The 15,881-nt window shown below is 73.4% G+C and carries 16 protein-coding genes; 9 read left to right on the forward strand and 7 right to left on the reverse strand.

Going from position 1 to position 15,881, the window contains the following annotated elements:
• Positions 1-57 precede the first annotated feature (57 nt).
• On the reverse strand, positions 58-975 hold the full coding sequence (locus OG448_RS02740) for a DMT family transporter (RefSeq protein ID WP_405551283.1): 918 nt from the start codon (positions 973-975) through the stop codon (positions 58-60).
• A gap of 97 nt (positions 976-1,072) precedes the next feature.
• Between OG448_RS02740 and OG448_RS02745 the strand changes: the two genes are divergently transcribed.
• The 3 genes from OG448_RS02745 to OG448_RS02755 all read left to right on the forward strand — a co-directional run bounded on the left by OG448_RS02745 (position 1,073) and on the right by OG448_RS02755 (position 4,420).
• Entirely contained in the window at positions 1,073-1,927 is an 855-nt protein-coding gene (locus tag OG448_RS02745; RefSeq protein ID WP_405551285.1) for a LysR family transcriptional regulator, read from the forward strand.
• Positions 1,928-2,032: 105 nt separating this feature from the next.
• Entirely contained in the window at positions 2,033-3,208 is a 1,176-nt protein-coding gene (locus tag OG448_RS02750) for a spore photoproduct lyase family protein (RefSeq protein ID WP_405551286.1), read from the forward strand.
• Between the two features lie 108 nt (positions 3,209-3,316).
• The gene (locus tag OG448_RS02755) at positions 3,317-4,420 is read left to right on the forward strand and encodes an NADH:flavin oxidoreductase/NADH oxidase (RefSeq protein WP_405558650.1); all 1,104 of its coding nucleotides are present in this window, start codon (positions 3,317-3,319) and stop codon (positions 4,418-4,420) included.
• Between the two features lie 12 nt (positions 4,421-4,432).
• On the opposite strand, the gene OG448_RS02760 is transcribed toward OG448_RS02755, so the two are convergent.
• Positions 4,433-5,593 (reverse strand): anhydro-N-acetylmuramic acid kinase, encoded by a 1,161-nt coding sequence (locus OG448_RS02760; RefSeq protein WP_405551288.1) that lies wholly within the window; start codon positions 5,591-5,593, stop codon positions 4,433-4,435.
• Positions 5,547-6,893, reverse strand: a complete 1,347-nt coding sequence (locus OG448_RS02765) for an MFS transporter (protein ID WP_405551290.1) — start codon at positions 6,891-6,893, stop codon at positions 5,547-5,549. The genes OG448_RS02760 and OG448_RS02765 overlap by 47 nt, the downstream gene beginning before the upstream one ends.
• A 227-nt stretch (positions 6,894-7,120) precedes the next feature.
• Here OG448_RS02765 and OG448_RS02770 point away from each other — a divergent pair, with 227 nt between their 5' ends.
• The 3 genes from OG448_RS02770 to OG448_RS02780 all read left to right on the forward strand — a co-directional run bounded on the left by OG448_RS02770 (position 7,121) and on the right by OG448_RS02780 (position 8,758).
• Positions 7,121-7,270: a hypothetical protein gene (locus OG448_RS02770; protein ID WP_405551291.1), complete on the forward strand. Its 150-nt coding sequence runs from the start codon at positions 7,121-7,123 to the stop codon at positions 7,268-7,270.
• Positions 7,271-7,374: 104 nt separating this feature from the next.
• The gene (locus tag OG448_RS02775; protein ID WP_405551293.1) at positions 7,375-8,202 is read left to right on the forward strand and encodes an alpha/beta fold hydrolase; all 828 of its coding nucleotides are present in this window, start codon (positions 7,375-7,377) and stop codon (positions 8,200-8,202) included.
• Positions 8,189-8,758, forward strand: a complete 570-nt coding sequence (locus OG448_RS02780; RefSeq protein ID WP_405551296.1) for a GNAT family N-acetyltransferase — start codon at positions 8,189-8,191, stop codon at positions 8,756-8,758. Before OG448_RS02775 ends, OG448_RS02780 begins: the two co-directional genes overlap by 14 nt.
• Here OG448_RS02780 and OG448_RS02785 read toward each other — a convergent pair.
• Positions 8,730-10,067: a hypothetical protein gene (locus OG448_RS02785; RefSeq protein ID WP_405551297.1), complete on the reverse strand. Its 1,338-nt coding sequence runs from the start codon at positions 10,065-10,067 to the stop codon at positions 8,730-8,732. The two genes, OG448_RS02780 and OG448_RS02785, sit on opposite strands and share 29 nt — an antisense overlap.
• A 113-nt stretch (positions 10,068-10,180) precedes the next feature.
• Here OG448_RS02785 and OG448_RS02790 point away from each other — a divergent pair, with 113 nt between their 5' ends.
• Positions 10,181-11,425, forward strand: coding sequence for a molybdopterin-dependent oxidoreductase (locus OG448_RS02790; RefSeq protein ID WP_405551298.1), 1,245 nt, complete (start codon positions 10,181-10,183; stop codon positions 11,423-11,425).
• Between the two features lie 310 nt (positions 11,426-11,735).
• Here the strand turns inward: OG448_RS02790 and OG448_RS02795 are convergent, their stop codons facing one another.
• The 3 genes from OG448_RS02795 to OG448_RS02805 all read right to left on the reverse strand — a co-directional run bounded on the left by OG448_RS02795 (position 11,736) and on the right by OG448_RS02805 (position 13,907).
• Positions 11,736-12,497 carry a methyltransferase domain-containing protein gene (locus OG448_RS02795; protein ID WP_391294139.1) on the reverse strand — a complete coding sequence of 254 codons (762 nt, stop codon included), beginning with the start codon at positions 12,495-12,497 and terminating at the stop codon, positions 11,736-11,738.
• Complete coding sequence (locus OG448_RS02800; RefSeq protein WP_405551300.1) at positions 12,494-13,111, reverse strand: DUF2064 domain-containing protein; 618 nt, start codon at positions 13,109-13,111, stop codon at positions 12,494-12,496. The genes OG448_RS02795 and OG448_RS02800 overlap by 4 nt, the downstream gene beginning before the upstream one ends.
• A gap of 73 nt (positions 13,112-13,184) precedes the next feature.
• A complete protein-coding gene (locus OG448_RS02805) occupies positions 13,185-13,907 on the reverse strand; it encodes a glycosyltransferase family 2 protein (RefSeq protein ID WP_405551302.1) in 723 nt (240 codons plus the stop codon).
• Positions 13,908-14,020: 113 nt separating this feature from the next.
• Between OG448_RS02805 and OG448_RS02810 the strand changes: the two genes are divergently transcribed.
• Both OG448_RS02810 and OG448_RS02815 read left to right on the forward strand, forming a co-directional pair.
• A complete protein-coding gene (locus OG448_RS02810; protein WP_405558652.1) occupies positions 14,021-14,776 on the forward strand; it encodes a response regulator transcription factor in 756 nt (251 codons plus the stop codon).
• Complete coding sequence (locus tag OG448_RS02815) at positions 14,769-15,881, forward strand: sensor histidine kinase (RefSeq protein WP_405551303.1); 1,113 nt, start codon at positions 14,769-14,771, stop codon at positions 15,879-15,881. The genes OG448_RS02810 and OG448_RS02815 overlap by 8 nt, the downstream gene beginning before the upstream one ends.

Consider the following 15,881-nt stretch of genomic DNA (forward strand, 5'->3'; position numbering starts at 1 on the left):
CGACCGAGGAAGCGGACGGGGCCGGGGCGCGGTGAGCGGCCTCGCGTTTCAGCGAGCTCACTCCGGCACGGTGGCCGCTCGGCCGGTGCTGCCCCGCCCGCTCCGGCCCGGCGTGCCGGGGGTGGGCTGCGTCGACCGGCTCTGAGCGGCACAGGCGAGTGCGCCGCAGGTGAGGGCGACGGCCGTGGTCAGGTCGAGGGGCGCACCCTGCAGGCCCCAGGCCGCGATCACGGAGACCGCGGGGATGAGGGCGAACAGGATCGCCGCCCCCCGCGCTCCCTTGATCCGCACGCAGGCCGCGTAGCAGACCATCCCCACCGCGCTGGCGAGTACGAGCAGCAGGAGCAGGGCGACGGCGGGCACGGGGTCGGTGACGTGCTGCGGGGTGCTGAGGGCGAGCGCGGCGGCCGGAAGGACGGAACCTGTGACGCCGATCGCGGTGAACACGAAGGGGTCGACCGCTCGCAGCTTCCGCTCCTGGATGAGGGAGCCGCCGGACAGACCGCCGAGCGCGATCAGGACGGTGATCAGTCCTGGTCCGACGGACGGGTCGGCCAGCAGCCGTGGGAGACAGGCCGCGACCACGCCCACCGTACCGAGGGCGAGCGCGACGAGTCCCCAGGAGTTCTCGCGCCGACGCAGCACCAGCCGGGCCAGGACCGAGGTGGTGACGGGGTTCATGGCGATCACCAGGGCCGCGACGCCCGGCCCCAGCCCATGGGCCATGCCCCAGTAGAGACCGAGGAACTGCACTCCCTGCACCAGCAGCCCGCCGGCGACCGTCCAGACGAGCAGACGTCCGCGCGGCAGCGGAGTCCGCCGCGCGATCACGACGGTCCACATCAGCACGGCACCGATCAGGAAGCGCAGCAGGATCAGGAGGAACGGCGTGACATGGCCGAGGGTGAGCGCGCCCAGGGGATAGCCGAGGGCGTACAGCAGGACGGTCAGGGCCGGGAGAAGTCGCTGGAACATGCTCCGACCTCAGCACCGGCACCGGCCGGTGTGCGTGACCGATCGTGATTCGTGAACGATCCTCCTTCCGTACGTCGTTCACCGGTGACAATGAGACATGGCGACCCTCGACATCACCTGCCTGCGCAGCCTGGTCAGCGTGGCTTCCTTCGGCGGGGTCCGCAGGGCCGCCGAGGCCCTGCATCTGTCACAGGCGGGGGTCAGCGGTCATCTGCGCCGCCTGGAGGCGGAGCTGGGTTTCCCCGTCGTGACACGGCAGGGCCGGAACATCGCCTTCACTTCCCGGGGCGAGGACGTACTGCGGGAGGCGTACCGGCTGCTCGGTGAGCACGACGACGCGCTGCACCGGCTGCTGGGTGCCGCGAGCGGGGAGTTGCTGGTCGTGTCCACCGAGCACGCGACCGAGGCGCTGCTGCGCGCGGTCGCGCGCGTCCTCTCCCGCGACCACCCGGACCGGCCCGTCCGTTTCCGGTTCCACCGCAGCGCCCGCGTGCGCGAGTTCGTGCACGACCACTCGGCGGACGTGGCGCTGGGCATCGGGGACCTCGGTCACGGCACCCGGCACATCACCGACCTGCCCCTCACCTGGGTCGGCCCGTCGGACCGCGCTCCGGACACGGGCGCGCTGGTCACCTTCACCGCCCCTTGCACCGTCCGGGACCACATCCTGACGTCCGAAGCGGCGGCAGGCGGGTCGCTGGTCCGGGAGTGCGCCGACCTGGTCAGTCTCCTTTCCGCCGTCAAAGCCACCGGGGGTATCACGGCCCTCCCGCAAGCCCGGAGGCGCGAGCCCGGCCTGACGAGGCTCGACTCCCTTCCGCCCCTCCCCTCCATCCCCCTGACCCTCGTCACCAGCAACCGTCTTGCGGCCAGGACCAGGGACGGCATCATCGCCGCGCTCCTTACGACCACCCGACGCGACGACTCCCTGGGCGCCACCACCGACCGCTGACGCCCGCCCGCGCGGGCAGACGGGACAGCGCCACCGGAGTGAGATGCTGGGAGGGGACCTGGCCGTCACTCCTCGCCCCCGCACCCCCGTACCGCTGGAGCCGCCGTGTCCCCGACCTCCTCCCCCGCCTCCGGCGACCCCGACGCCCTCTTCGGGCTGACCGAGCTGCTGGGCGCCGAGGACCCCACCGAGGACCCGGCGCCGGGCGACACCCCCGAGCCGGTGTCCCGGCTGCTCGACGTGCGGGAGATCTACGCCGAGCCCGCCGCCGCCCTCTCCCCGCGCGGCCGGCAGGTCATCGCCCGCTTCCCCGGCGCGCGCGTACTGGAGGTCGGCTCGCACTGGAACATCCCCCACCTGCACGGCAACGAGGGCAAAGCGGACCGCTGGGTGCGGGTCAAGCGGCAGACGCTCGTCCTCGGCGTGCGCAAGTCACTGACCGTACGGCCCAACGGACGCTCGGCGGACTGGATCGCGCCCGGCGCCTCCAACGGCTGCGCCATGTCCTGCGCGTACTGCTACGTCCCGCGCCGCAAGGGATACGCCAACCCGATCACCGTCTTCACCAACATCGGGGATGTCGTCGACGCCCTGGACCGGCACATCACCTCCCTCGGCCCGAAGCAGGAGCCCACGCAGTGCGACGAGGAGCGCTGGGTGTACGACACGGGGGAGAACGGTGACTGCTCGGTGGACGCGCTGATCAGTGACAACACCGCCGACCTCATCGCCGCCTTCCGGCGGTGGCCCACCGCGATGGCCTCCTTCGCCACCAAGTACGTCAACCGGGACCTGCTCGCCCTGGACCCGCGCGGCTCGACCCGTATCCGCTTCTCGGTGATGCCGCCGGGCGACTCCCGGCTGCTGGACGTGCGGACCAGCCCGGTGGCCGAGCGGATCGCCGCCGCCGGGGACTTCCTGGACGCGGGCTACGAGGTGCACTTCAACCTCTCCCCCGTCGTACTGCGCCCCGGCTGGGAGGACGACTGGGCGGATTTGCTGCGCCACCTCGACGACGTGCTGCCGGCGCGGGTGAAGGCGCAGGCGGCGGCCGAAGTCATCATGCTGACGCACAACCGTCAGCTCCACGACGTGAATCTGCGCTGGCACCCGCGCGCCGAGGGCGTGCTGTGGCGCCCGGACATCCAGCAGGCCAAGCGCTCGGAGAACGGCGCGCTCAACGTGCGTTACCGCAACGACGTCAAACGCGAGGGCGTACAGCGGCTGACCGAGCTGGTCGCGGCGCACACGCCCTGGCTGCGGGTGCGGTACGCGTTCTGAGCGGAAAGGGCACCGGGGAATCCATGGCCCCCGCACGGTGTTACCCGTGTCGGCCCGCCTCCGGCACGGTGGGCCGCCATGCCGACCCACGACCCCTGGGAGCCCCGCGTGAGCGTCCTGTTCGAACCGCTGACCCTCCGTTCGCTGACCGTGCGGAACCGCCTGTGGATGGCGCCGATGTGCCAGTACTCGGCCGCACCCGAGGGCCCGGACACCGGCGCGCCGAACGACTGGCACTTCCAGCACCTCGCGGCGCGCGCGGCGGGCGGCACCGGCCTGATCCTCACCGAGGCCACCGCCGTCAGCCCGGAGGGCCGGATCAGCCCGTACGACCTGGGACTGTGGAACGACACCCAGCAGGCCGCGTTCGCGCGTATCACCCGCTTCCTCAAGTCCCAGGGGACCGTCCCCGGAATCCAGATCGCGCACGCCGGCCGCAAGGCGTCCACCGAGCGGACCTGGGTGGACCGGGGCGCCCCGATCACCCCCGGTGACGGCTACGGCTGGCGGCCCGTCTCCGCCAGCGCGCTCCCCTTCGACGACGGGTACACCGCCCCCGCGGAGCTGACCATTACCGAGATCGACGCGATCGTCGAGGAGTTCGCCGCCACCGCCCGGCGAGCGCTCGCCGCGGGCTTCGAAGTCGCCGAGATCCACGGCGCCCACGGCTACCTCGTCCACCAGTTCCTCTCCCCGTACGCCAACCACCGCACCGACGCCTACGGCGGCTCCTACGAGGGACGTGTCCGGTTCGCGCTGCGGGTCGCGGAGGCGGTCCGCGAGGTGTGGCCCGACGAACTCCCCCTGTTCTTCCGGGTCTCGGCCACCGACTGGCTCACCGAGGACGAGAGCGACGACCGTACGGGCTGGACCGCGGACGACACGGTCCGGCTCGCGGCCGACCTCGGCCGCCGCGGCGTCGACCTGATCGACGTGTCCTCCGGCGGCATCGCGCCCCGCGCCCGCATCGAGACCGGCCCCGGTTACCAGGTGCCCTTCGCCGAGCGGGTACGCCGTGAGACCGGGCTGCCGGTCGCCGCGGTGGGGCTCATCACGGAGGCGCGTCAGGCCGAGAAGATCGTCGCCGACGGCCAGGCCGACGCCGTCATGCTCGGCCGTGAGCTGCTCCGCGACCCGTACTTCGCGCTCCACGCCGCCCGCGAACTCGGCGCCGAGCCGTACGTCCCGCAGCCGTACCACCGGGCGTTCTGACGGGCGTCGAGGTCACTCCAACTCCAGCCGTACGGGCGCCTCTTCCGGCCGCGCGGGCAACCTGAGTCCGTCGCGGCCGGGGGTGAGCGAGCCGAGGATGCTCGGATGGCGGGCGCCCGTACTCGCGGGGTCCGTCCCGGCGAGGCCGTGCAGGGTGAGGAAACCCAGGACGGCGAAGGCGTACGCCTCCTTGGCGGCCGAGGGGAGGCCCAGGTCGTCGGAGACACGCACCGGGATGCCGGGGAGTGCGGTGCCGAGGGCACGCATCAGCGCGGGGTTCCGGGTGCCGCCGCCGGAGGCGACGACCTCGGTGGTGGAGACCGACCGTACGGCGTCCGCGATCGTGCGGGCCGTCAGTTCGGTGAGGGTGGCGAGAACGTCCTCGGCGGATACACCGGCCAGCGACTCAGGACCGGCCGTCGCCCGCAGGTAGCCGGGGTGGAACAGCTCCTTGCCCGTCGTCTTGGGCGCGGGACGCGTGTAGTACGGGTCGGCCGACAGCCGCTCCAGCAGCGGGCCGTGCACCCGGCCCCGGGCGGCCAGCGCGCCGTCGGCGTCGTACGCCAGCCGGCCCCCGCTGAACTCCCGCGCCGCCGCGTCCACCAGCGCGCACCCCGGACCGGTGTCGAAGGCCGTCCCGTCCGGCGCGGTGAGGTTGGCGATGCCCCCGATGTTCAGCGCGACCGGCGTCCCCGGCCTGCCCCGCAGCCACAGCAGGTCCACGAGGCTGACCAGCGGCGCGCCCTGGCCGCCCGCCGCCACGTCACGGGGCCGGAAGTCTGCGACCACGGGCAGCCCGGTCGCCTCGGCGATCCAGGCGGGCTGCCCGAGCTGCAAGGTGCCGTGCACGCGGTCGCCGTCCACCCAGTGGTACACGGTCTGTCCGTGCGAGGCGATCAACTCCGCTGATCGACCGCACAGTTCGGCGTCGGCCCGAGCGGCCGCCGCCGCGAACGCCTGCCCGATCCGGGTGTCCAGGCGGCACACGTCCGCCAGCGGGACCGCCGCCGGGGGCAGCGCACCGGCGAGCAGCTCCCGCAGGCCGGGATCGTACGGCTCGCTCACCATCCCGAGCGGCTTCAGGTGGAGCGTGTCCCCCGCGAGGCGCAGCTCGGCCGCCGCCGCGTCAATGCCGTCGTACGACGTTCCCGACATCAGGCCGATCACCAGCATCCGTCCAGCCCGCCTTTCCCGAAGTGCCGTTGAAAGCGGTGTTCTTGAAGAGGGCGAGCATGCTCACCGCGCAGGCCGCCGCCGCGTAGTACGCGGGTACGTCCACGTTCCCGGTCCGCTTCACGGCCTCCGTGATGATGAGCCCGGCGCAGCCCGAGAACACCGCATTGGACAGGGCGTAGGCGAGTCCGAGCCCCGTGCAGCGCACCCGCGTCGGGAACATCTCGGCCAGCAGGGCGGGGCCCGGGCCGGCCATCAGCCCCACGATCGCACCGGCGAGCAGCACGGCCAGCCCCTTGAGCAGGGTCGAAGTACCGTCACTCTGCAGGATGTTGAGTAGAGGAACCGCCAGCACCACGACCAGGCCCGCCCCCGTCGACATCACGGGCCGTCGCCCGATCCGGTCGCTCAGCAGGCCCGCCGGGATGATCGTGGCGGCGAAGCCGAGGTTGGCCAGTACGGTCGCGGTGAGCGCCTCGCGGAAGGTGGCGTGCAGGGCCGTCTGGAGGTACGAGGGCAGCACGACCAGGAAGGCGTACCCGGCCGCCGCCCAGCCCATCACCCGCCCGGCGCCCAGCGCGATGGCCCAGGCCACGTCCCGCGCGGGCAGCGACTCGGCAGTCTCCTGCTCCCGGAAGGTCGGCGTCTCGTCCAGCCGCAACCGCAGCCACAGCGCCCCCAGCCCCATCGGCAGTGCCAACAGGAACGGCAACCGCCATCCCCACGCGCTCAGTTGCGCCTCGCTCAGCAAACTCGCCAGCATCGCCGCGACCCCCGCCCCGCCCAGCAGCCCGAGCGCCACGGTGAACGACTGCCACGCCCCGTACAGCCCCCGCCTGCCCGGCGGCGCGAACTCGGTCATCACGGCGACCGCGCCCCCGAACTCCCCTCCTGCGGACAGCCCTTGGAGCACCCGGAGCAGGGTGAGCAGCCAGGGTGCCAGGACGCCGACCGTGGCGTAGGTCGGCAGCGCGCCGATCAGTGCGGTCGTCACCGTCATCAGCGAGATCACCAGGATCAGCACCGGCCGCCGCCCGATGCGGTCCCCGAGCCGCCCGAACAGGGCCGCGCCGACCGGGCGGAAGAAGAACGCCAGCGCGAAGGAGGCATACGTCTTCACCAGGCCCTCGACCGTGCCGCCGCCGGCCGGCGTGAAGAAGCGCTCCGCGATCACCGTGGCGAAGTAGCCGTAGACCCCGAACTCGTACCACTCGATGAAGTTGCCCACCGACCCGGCGACCAGCGCCCGCACCGACGGCCTACGGCCCCCGTCCACCCGCTCCTCGCGATCCAGCTCCATGGCAGCGCCCTCGCCCGTCGTCACTCCCTCGTGCCCGGCACCCGGCCGGACCACCCGACCCGCCCGCACCACCGGCCACCCGTCAGGGCAATGGATGCCCGGCCGGGCCCGCGCTTACCCGGGCCGCGCCTTCCTGGCACCGCCCGGGGGCCGGCCCCGCTGTCCACAGGACACCGCGTCCTTCGGGCGCACGTTTCCCGACCCGCTGGTGCCTCGTCGCCTCGCGCATGAGCCGGGGCGACGAGGCACCAGCGGGCAAGGAACAGCGGCAGGCCTCATGGAGCCCGCTCGGCAAGGCGTTCCCCACCGATTCGGTGCTCTCGGTGAACTACGCCCTGGACAAGGTCGTGCCCGCGTTCGCCGAGGCGATGAAGTAGATCCAACTCGCGCAAGCCGCTGTGCCATTGGCTCGGTATGTCCCTATGCTCGGCTCCCACCGTCGGTGCTTGCCGGAGCGCCTGTTGGAGCTAAGGAGCCGCACGTGCCCACTGCCGAGGTCAATGGCGCAGCGATCGCGTACACCGACACCGGCGCGCCTCCGGGCAGGCCGGACGCACCGGCCGTCGTCCTCGGTCACGGGCTGCTGTTCAGCGGCTGGATGTTCCATCCGCAGATCGAGGTGCTCCGGGAGCACTACCGCTGTGTGACCGTGGACTGGCGTGGTCAGGGCGACACCCCCGCGACGCCGTCCGGGTATGACATGGACACCCTGACAGCCGACGCCGTCGCCCTGATCGGGCACCTGGGCCTCGGGCCCGTGCACTGGGTCGGCCTCTCCATGGGCGGCTTCGTCGGCCAGCGCATCGCGGCCCGGCACGGCGAACTCCTGCGCTCGCTGACGCTGTTGGACACGAGCGCGGACGGTGAGCCGTCGGACAAGGCCGCCGAGTACCGGCTGTTGGCCCGCGTCTACCGGTTCACCGGGGTCGGGCCGGTGCTGGGGAAGGTGAAGGCCGCGATGTTCGGCCCCGGCTTCCTCGCCTCCCCGGCGAGCAAGCCGGTCATCGACGAATGGGTACGCCGCCTGCGTCGCTGCGAGCGGGCCGGGATACGCAAGGCCGTGCTCGGGGTCATCGAACGGACGCCCGTGCACGCCGAGTTGAACCGGATCTCCGTACCCACCCTGGTCGCCGTCGGCGCCGACGACCTGGCCACTCCCCCCGCCGAGGCGGAGCGCATCGCGGCCGCCGTCGAGGGAGCCCGGCTTGAGGTGGTGCCGGGGTCGGGACACAGCAGCACGCTCGAACAGCCCGCCGCGCTGGCGGCGTTGATCGGCGACTTCCTGGCGTCGGTGGATGTCCGCCGTTGAGCAGGGCGGGGCGGCGCCCTCGCTGAAGCCGCTGAGCGCCGAACTCGCCCCGGCCGTGCTGGCGTTCGAGCTGACGAACCGGGACTACTTCGCCGCCGCCGTCTCCGACCGGGGCGACGAGTACTTCGCCCGCTTCACCGACCGCTACGACGCCCTTCTCGCCGAACAGGCCACCGGCGTCTGCGCCTTCTACCTGCTCGTCACCGAGACCGGAACGGTCCTGGGCCGCTTCAACCTCTACGACCTCGCCGACGGCACCGCCGAACTCGGCTACCGGGTCGCGGAGCATGCCACCGGGCGGGGCGTGGCGACGGCGGCCGTACGGCAGTTGTGCGCACTGGCGGCGGCCAGGCACGCCCTGCACACCCTCCGCGCGGCCACCGCCCACGAGAACACCGCCTCTCAACGCGTGCTGCTCAAGGCGGGGTTCGTGCTCGCCGGCCCCGCCGGCCCGGCCGACCTCGGGGGCAAGTCGGGGAACTGGTACCAGCTCGACCTCGCACGGCGGCCATGGGCCACCGGGCGCCTCACCATCCCGTCAGCAGAAGGTGGTTGAGCAGCAGCGCCAGGACCACCTGGGCGGTCAGCCACACCCGAGGGCGTGGGAGCAGAGCGCACGCGGCCAGTAGCCACACCGCGAAGGGGAGCCAGATGCGTTCCGTCTCCGCCTTGCTCATACCGGACAGGTCCGCGATCAGCAGGGCGGCCAGGGCCGCGCAGACGATCAGCGCGAGACGGGCCGCGGGGCGGTCGTCGCGGTGGGCGAGGGAACCGGCGGTGCGCGGGAGGGCCGCTGCCGTCGCCGGGCCGGTGATGATCGCGGCGCAGGCGAGATTGGCCCAGATCCAGTAGCTGTAGGGGCGCGTGCCGCCGACGCCCTGGTAGTAGCGGGTCACCAGCAGGTGGTAGGCGGTCCACCAGTTGAAGCCGAGCAGGCCGAACACCACGGGGACGACCGCCAGTCCGGCGAGGAAGGGCACCGCGAGCAGGGGGCGGGCCCGCAGGTCCGCGCGGGCGAGGACGACCACCGCGAGGCCGATCAGGGCGATCAGGGTGAGGCCGTAGGAGAGGTAGCCGGTCAGGCCGGCGAGCAGGCCGGAAGCGCCCGCCCACGGAAGGGAGCGCCGGGTGAGGGCGAGCGCGAGGCAGGCCAGTGCCCAGGCGGCCACCGCGGCGAAGTAGGCGTCGGCCGAGGAGCCCATCCAGACCGCTGCCGGGGCGAGGACCAGGAAGGGTGCCGCGCGCCGGGCGAGGCGTTCGTCCGCCAGCGCTCGCACGGCGACCAGGACCGCGACGGAGGCGGAGGCGCCCAGCACCACGCACCACATCCCGGCCCAGCCGCCACCGCCCAGCCCGATCCGGTCCAGCAGGACGAAGGTCACGGTGGCGGCGGGCGGATGGCCGGCGACATGGGCGGGCCAATTGCCCGGCACACCGGCGAGGATGTGGTCGTTGAAGCCGCGCAGGGTGGCCGGGATGTCGTGGAAACGGCCGATGACCTGGAGGTACTCGTTCGCCGTGGTGAGCCGGGTGGCGATGCCGTCGTGCCAGCCGTCGACCAGGGCGAGGGAGACGATCCAGGCGCCCGACGCGGCCCAGGTCACCCAGGGCAGGGCGCGCCACGGGAGCCGGGCGGCGAGCATGGGACCGTACGCCACTCCGGCGGCCGCGAGGATCAGCGCGGCCGGGGTGCCGGGGCCGAGGTGCGGGTCCCAGTCGGCGAAGAGCGGGGGCCAGTGCACGAACAGGGTGTGGTGGGCGTCCTGGATGTGACGGCCGACCAGGACGGCGGCGGTCACCAGCAGTACGGCTGCTGCGGCTGCGTAGAGGTCGCGGCGTGAGGTGTGGGGCTGGCGGTGGATCACACCGGCACGCTAGGCCGTAGGGGCGGCTCCGGTCCGCCTTCCGGGCCGGACGTCAGCGTTTCGTCATGGGTCGCGTACCCGTTCCGGGGTCTTCCCGGGCCTACGGTCGGGGCATGCGCGACGATCCCCGGCTTCCCACCTCTCCCCGCTTCTGGCGCAGTCCCTTGCGTGGCACCTGGTTCACGGCTGTGCTCGGGCTGGTGCTGCTCGGCGGCATCAGCGTGCTGTTCGTGACCGGCCTCGTCTCGTACGCCGCCTACAACCCGGACCTCTCGCCGGTGAACGACACGACCCCGGACAAGGGGGTGCTCGGCTTCTACCTCTTCGACTGGCCGGCCGGGCCGTCCTGGCTGTACCGGCTGAGCCAGGGCGTCCACGTCACGCTGGGCGTCGTGCTGGTCCCGGTGCTGCTGGCCAAGCTGTGGTCGGTGGTGCCGAAGCTGTTCACGCTGCCGCCGGCGCGTTCGGTGGCGCACGCGCTGGAGCGGGTCTCGCTGCTGCTCCTGGTCGGGGGTGCCCTGTTCCAGTTCGTCACCGGGCTGCTCAACATCCAGTTGGACTACGTCTTCCCCGGCTCCTTCTACCCCCTGCACTTCTACGGCGCCTGGGTGTTCATCGCCGCGTTCGTCGTCCACGCGGCCCTGCGGACACCGCTGGCGGTGCGGACCGTACGGGCGTGGCGGCGTGGGGAGCGCGGCGACGAGGCCGGGCTGGCCTCACCGGAACCCGCACCGTCCACGGTGTCCCGGCGTGGTGCGCTGTGGCTGGTCGGCGGTGGTTCACTGCTGCTGTTCGTGACGACGGTGGGGCAGAGCCTCGGCGGCCCGCTGCGCCGTACCGCGCTGCTCGCACCGCACGGCGGGTCCGATCCCGGTGGCGGTCCGAACGGTTTCCAGATCAACAAGACGGCCCGCTACGCCGGGATCACCGACGCCGACACGCAGCCGGACGCCTGGCGCCTGGTCGTCACCGGTCCGGCAGGCACGGTACGGCTCGGCCGCGCGGATCTGCTCCGCCTGCCGCAGCACAGCTCGTCGCTGCCGATCGCGTGCGTGGAGGGCTGGTCCACGGCGGACCAGTGGTGGCGCGGAGTGCGGCTGCGCGACCTCGCCGTGCTCGCCGGGTACGAGGGCGATCCGCCCGACGTACTCGTGGAGTCCCTCCAGCGGCACGGTGCCTTCCGGCGTGCGGCGCTGCGCGCCAACCAGGTGTCCGACCCGCGCTCCCTGCTCGCCCTGTACGTCAACGGCGAGGACCTGTCCCTCGACCACGGCTATCCGGCGCGGATCATCGTGCCCGCCGCTCCCGGCGTCCACAACACCAAGTGGGTGGGCCGGCTGACCTTCGGAGATCTGTGATGCGCCCGCCGAAGTTCCGTGTTCTGCTCGGAAGTCCGCTGCAACTTCTGCTGCTGGTCTGCTCGTTCGCGCTCGCCACCTACGCGGGTGTACGTCTGCTGAAGGACGACTGGCTCGGGGTGGCCCTCTGGTTCGTGGGGGCGGCGCTGCTGCACGACCTGGTGCTGGTGCCGCTGTACTCCGCGCTCGACCGAGCACTGCGGGCCGGGAACGCCGCGCGATGGACGCTGTACGTACGCGTGCCCGCCGTGCTGTCCGGTCTGGCGCTGCTGGTGTGGTGCCCGCTGATCTTCGGGCTGTCGGCCGGGCCTTACCGGTCGGCCACCGGGCTCGATCCGGACGTGTTCCTGCTCCGCTGGCTGCTCATCACGGCCGTGCTCTTCGGCGGTTCCGCCCTGCTGCTCGTCCTGCGGCTGCGCAGAGCCACGAAACATCGCTCGCCCGCGGTCCACTGAACGGTCTCCGGCCAGCCCCCGCGCCGCGCGAGTTCCAGCAGCGCGGGGGTGCCGATGCGGGCCCAGGGAAACGGTTCGCCCACCGCTCCCCCGCCGTGCGTCACGTCCACCACGCGCACGCGGGCCCGCTCGTCCACGTCACCGGGCACCGTCTCGACGATCAAGAGGCCATCGGAGCACAGGAGTTCACGCATCCGGTGCAGCAGGGCGGCCACATCGCCGCCGATGCCCACATTGCCGTCCATGAGCAGCACCGTGCCCCAGCCGCCCTCGCCGGGCAGCGGGTCGAACACCGAGCGGTGCAGCGCCCGCCCGCCAAGGGTGTGGGTGCGGGCCACCGCGGCCTCGCTCACGTCGACGCCGAGGGCGCTGCGACCGCGCGCGGCGAGTTCCGCCACCAGCCGGCCGGGTCCGCAGCCCACGTCGAGCACGGCCCCCTCGCAGCGGTCCAGCACCGCCCGGTCCACGGCATCGGCCGCCGCGCACCAGCGCTCCACATCCAGCGGCAGCAGCCAGCCGTCGCCGCGCCGCAGGAACAGCGGCCCCCGGCCGGTGCGCAGCGCGGTGGCGTACGGATCGGAGGCGGCCCAGGCGGGGGGTGCGGTCACGGTGCTCATGACGCTCCGGGGTGGGTGAGGGCCGCCAGTCTTGCGGCGAAGGCGGTGTCCGGGGCGAGGGCGGCCACGGCGTGGGCGTCGGCGGCGGTGTCGACGTCCCGCAGCCGGGGCAGCTCGCGTACCCGCAGGCCGGCGGCGGCCAGCCGCTCGCGCTGCACGCTCCCCGTCTCGGGAACGGACATCGGGACCCCCCGCAGCAGGGCGGGCTCGGGGCGTGCCAGGCCGAGGGCCCAGAAGCCGCCGTCCTCGGCCTGGCCGAAGCGGGCGTCGCAGTCGGTGAAATCCAGGGTCAGCAGGTCCGGGGTGATCTGCGGGGTGTCCATGCCGACCAGCAGGGTGGGGCCCGTACAGCGGGCGAAAGCGTCCGCGAGCCGTTCGTCGAGGCCGCCCGCGCACTGCGGTACGACCTCGAATCCGTCCGGGAGCCAGGGCCCGGGGCGCCCCTCAAGCACCAGTACCCGGCGCCGGGCCGGGGCGGCGGCCACCGCGCGCAGCGTGTCCGTGAGCGACGCCTCGGCCAGCGCGGCGGCCTGCGCGGGCGTGAACGGCGGGGTGAGCCGGGTCTTGACCCTGCCCGGCCGGGGTTCCTTCGCGATGACGAGGAGAGTGGTCATGGGCGTTCTCCCGGTACCGGGACGTCGACGGACGCGGCTCGCCCGCCGGGGGCGCCGGTGGGAGGCCCTGCCGTCACCGGGTACCCCCCGGCGCCATCCGCTCCCGCTCGGCCGGGGGCGTGTCACGCAGGACCCGGCTCATGTCGCGTACCGCCTGCCAGGTGCCGCGCCAGGTGCCGGTGACCTTGGAGGCGCCGGAGCGCGGCAGGTACGGCACGTCGTGCTCGGTGACCCGCCAGCCCGCGTCGGCCGCGCGGACCACCATCTCCAGCGGGTAACCGCTGCGCCGGTCGGTGAGCCCGAGGGTGAGCAGCGGTTCGCGGCGGGCGGCGCGCAGCGGGCCGAGGTCCCGCAGGGCGAGCCCGGTACGGCGGCGCAGGAGCAGGGAGAGCGCGAGGTTGCCCGCGCGGGCGTGCGCGGGCCAGCTCCCGCGCCCCTGTGGGCGGCGCCGCCCGAGCACCAGGTCGGCCCCGCCCGCGCGCACCTCCTCGACGAAGGGCAGCAGCAGACTCGGGTCGAGGGAGGCGTCGCAGTCGCAGAAGCAGACGACGTCCGCGCCGGCGGCGAGGAGTCCGGCGTGGCAGGCGGCGCCGAAGCCGCGCCGCTCCTCGCGTACGACGGTCGCGCCGTGGGCTCTCGCCACCTCGGCGGAGCCGTCGGTGGAGCCGTTGTCCACGACGATGGCGCGCCAGCCCGCCGGGATGCGGGCCAGCACCCAGGGCAGCGCCTCGGCCTCGTCCAGGCAGGGCAGCACGACGTCCACGGCGGGAGCGGCGGAGAAGGGTGAGGTGGTCACTCCTTCACCCTACGAATCCGAATCGGCACGAACCGGACATGCGCTCCTTACGAAACGCGGACGTCCGGGCCGCGCGGCGCCCCCGGCCCGGACGTGGTGCCAGGCTGGAGGGCATGCAGCAGCCGTACACAGCCCCGCCTCCCGACACCGCCGGCCGCGTCCTGGTCGTGGACGACGACCCGACCGTCGCGGAGGTCGTCGCCGGGTACCTGTCCCGCGCCGGCCACGCGGTGGACCGCGCCGCCGACGGGCCGTCCGCCCTCGCGTCCGCCGCCGGACAGTGGCCCGACCTGGTGGTGCTCGACCTGATGCTGCCCGGCATGGACGGGCTGGAGGTGTGCGCGCGGCTGCGCGAGCGCGGCCCGGTGCCGGTCATCATGCTCACCGCACGCGGTGACGAGGACGACCGCGTGCTCGGTCTGGAGGTCGGCGCGGACGACTACGTGACGAAGCCGTTCAGCCCGCGCGAGCTGGTGCTGCGCGTGGAGTCGGTACTGCGCCGTACCCGCCCCGCCGGCCAGCCGCCGGCCGCTCCCGGCCCGCTGGCGGCGGCGGGCCTGACCGTCGACGCGGCTGCCCGTCGGGCCACCCGGAACGGCGTCGAACTCTCCTTGACCCTGCGGGAGTTCGATCTACTGGCGTTCCTCCTGCGGCATCCGGGCCGCGCCTTCGGCCGTGAGGAGCTGATGCGGGAGGTGTGGGGCTGGGACTTCGGCGACCTGTCCACGGTGACCGTGCACGTCCGCAGGCTGCGCGGCAAGATCGAGGACGATCCGGCCCGGCCGCGGCTGATCCGTACCGTCTGGGGCGTCGGCTACCGCTTCGAACCGGACGTGACCGCAGGGCCGGAGGAGGATCGACGTGCGTGACAACCTCCTCATCGCCCTCTACGCCTTCCTCGGCGCCGCCGCGTCCGGCCTGCTCGGCGCCGCCGTGCTGCGACTGGTGCGGCGCCGTTCGCTGACCACGTCGCTCACCGTGGTCGCGGGTGTCGGCGTGTTCGCCATGCTGGCGGGCACCATGGCGGTGGCGTGGGCGATGTTCCTGTCCCCGCACGACCTGCGGGTGGTCACCACGGTCGTCGCCATGGCGGCGGTCGTCTCGTTGGCGAGTGCGCTCCTCCTGGGCCGCCGGGTGGTCGCCCGCAGCCGGGAACTGGCGTACGCGGCACGGCACTTCGGGGACGCCGGCGCATTCTCCGCACCAACCGCCCCGGCCACCGCCGAACTGGACGCACTGAGCCGGGAGTTGGCCGCGACCAGCGCCCGGCTGGCCGCCTCCCGTGAGCGCGAACGCGCCCTGGAGGCGTCCCGGCGTGAGCTCGTCGCCTGGATCTCGCACGATCTGCGCACCCCGCTCGCCGGTCTGCGCGCCATGTCGGAGGCGCTGGAGGACGGGGTGGCCGCCGATCCGGCCCGCTATCTCCGGCAGATCCGCACCGAGGTGGAACGCCTCGACGGCATGGTCGGCGACCTCTTCGAACTCTCCCGCATCCACGCCGGGACGCTCCCGCTCAGCCCTTCCCGGATCTCGCTGTACGACCTGGTCGGCGACGCCCTCGCCGGGGTCGGCCCACTCGCCCGCGAGCACGGCGTACGGCTGGTGGGCGACGGGGTACGGCCGGTGCCGGTCGAGGTGGACGGCAAGGAGATGAGCCGGGTCATCGCCAACCTGCTGGTCAACGCCATCCGCCGCACTCCGGCCGACGGCACGGTGGCCGTCGCGGCCCGGCGGGCGCCGGAGGGCGTGGTGCTGTCGGTGACGGACGGCTGCGGCGGCATCCCCGAGGAGGACCTGCCCCGCGTCTTCGACACCGGCTGGCGCGGCACGGACGCGCGGACGCCCCCGGCGGGCGCGGGGCTCGGGCTGGCGATCGTGCGGGGGATCGTGGAGGCGCACCAGGGGCGGGCGAGCGTACGGAACATCCCCGGCGGCTGCCGGTTCGAGGTGACCCTGCCCGCCCCGGCCTCCTGA

Origin of the sequence: Streptomyces sp. NBC_01171, assembly GCF_045039805.1 — a bacterium.
In the GTDB taxonomy this organism is placed as follows: domain Bacteria; phylum Actinomycetota; class Actinomycetes; order Streptomycetales; family Streptomycetaceae; genus Streptomyces.